Source organism: uncultured Salegentibacter sp., from assembly GCF_963972535.1.
Taxonomy (GTDB): Bacteria; Bacteroidota; Bacteroidia; order Flavobacteriales; family Flavobacteriaceae; genus Salegentibacter.
Map to the genome: position 1 here is coordinate 1 of NZ_CAXAVR010000215.1, position 1,623 is coordinate 1,623.

3 protein-coding genes are annotated in these 1,623 nt (G+C 37.8%); all 3 read left to right on the forward strand.

Going from position 1 to position 1,623, the window contains the following annotated elements:
• A partial coding sequence (thrS, locus tag AACZ30_RS13940) for a threonine--tRNA ligase (RefSeq protein WP_339650131.1) occupies nucleotides 1–917 on the forward strand: 917 nt, incomplete at its 5' end.
• A 23-nt stretch (nucleotides 918–940) separates the two neighbouring features.
• On the forward strand, nucleotides 941–1,492 hold the full coding sequence (infC, locus tag AACZ30_RS13945; protein ID WP_075327583.1) for a translation initiation factor IF-3: 552 nt from the start codon (nucleotides 941–943) through the stop codon (nucleotides 1,490–1,492).
• 43 nt (nucleotides 1,493–1,535) lie between these two features.
• On the forward strand, nucleotides 1,536–1,623 hold an 88-nt coding region (locus AACZ30_RS13950; RefSeq protein ID WP_339650134.1), incomplete at its 3' end, for a 50S ribosomal protein L35.

Here is a 1,623-nt window from a genome sequence, read left to right on the forward strand (position 1 = left end):
ATAACGCTAGCTCCTGGAGTTACCGTGATCTTCCAAAACGTTTTGCTGAATTTGGTACTGTTTATCGCTACGAACAAAGTGGGGAATTACACGGATTAACCCGTGTTAGAGGTTTCACCCAGGATGATGCTCATATATTCTGTACTCCAGATCAATTAGATGAAGAATTCAAAAAAGTAATAGACCTTACCTTATATGTATTCGATTCTTTAGGTTTTGAAAATTTCACCGCCCAGGTTTCCTTAAGAGATCCGGAGAATAAAGAAAAGTATATAGGATCTGACAATGTTTGGGAAAAAGCCGAAACTGCCATTATTAATGCAGCTAAGGAAAAAGGTCTTAATTATGTTGTTGAAACCGGGGAAGCCGCGTTTTACGGACCAAAGTTAGATTTTATGGTGAAGGATGCACTTGGCAGAAGCTGGCAACTTGGCACCATTCAGGTAGACTACAACCTGCCAGAACGTTTTGAACTCACTTACAAAGGAAGTGACAATGAGACACACCGCCCGGTAATGATTCACCGTGCGCCATTTGGTAGTATGGAACGTTTTATCGCCATATTACTGGAACATACAGCAGGTAACTTTCCATTGTGGTTGATGCCCGAGCAGGCTATGGTGCTCTCAATCAGTGAGAAATATGAAAAATACGCCCAAAAAGTTTTAACTTTGCTGGAAAATAACGAAATTCGCGCTTTGGCAGATAACCGAAATGAAACCATTGGGAAGAAAATTAGGGAAGCCGAAATGAACAAATTCCCATATATGTTGATTATAGGGGAACAGGAAGAACAGGATGGTACGGTTTCTGTACGAAAGAGAGGGGAAGGCGATATTGGCACTATGCCAGTAGAAGACTTTGCCGCAATTATAAATAACGAAATCAAAAAAACGTTGAAGACGTTTGAAGTTTAACCAAAAATAGATCAGCCATAGCAATACGTAGAAAAAAATCGAAAAGACCGCTTAGAGCAGTTAAAGAGGATCAACACCGGATTAACCAAAAAATCAGGGCAGAAGAAGTTCGCCTTGTAGGTGATAATGTAGAAATGGGCGTTTATCCAACCAAAGAAGCATTAACCATAGCCGAAGATTTAGGTTTGGATTTGGTAGAAATATCTCCAGATGCTAAACCACCGGTGGTAAAAGCGATGGATTACAAAAAGTTTCTTTACGAACAAAAGAAACGCGAAAAGGCAATGAAAGCCAAAGCGAGCAAAGTTGTTGTAAAAGAAATACGTTTTGGTCCTAATACAGATGATCACGATTACGAGTTTAAAAAACGTAATGCAGAGAAATTTTTAAAAGATGGTGCAAAACTAAAAGCTTTTGTATTTTTTAAAGGTAGATCTATCGTTTTTAAAGATAAAGGTGAAATCCTATTGCTTAGATTAGCTCAGGATCTTGAAGAACTTGGAAAAGTAGAACAAATGCCAAAACTTGAGGGAAAACGTATGACTATGTTTTTATCTCCAAGAAAAGCAAAATAGAATAAAGAATAATAAGAGAGTTATAATATAAAAAGAGGATAACATGCCGAAAATGAAAACAAAGTCTAGTGCCAAAAAGCGTTTTAAGCTTACCGGTACTGGTAAAATAAAAAGAAAGCACGCGTTTAAAA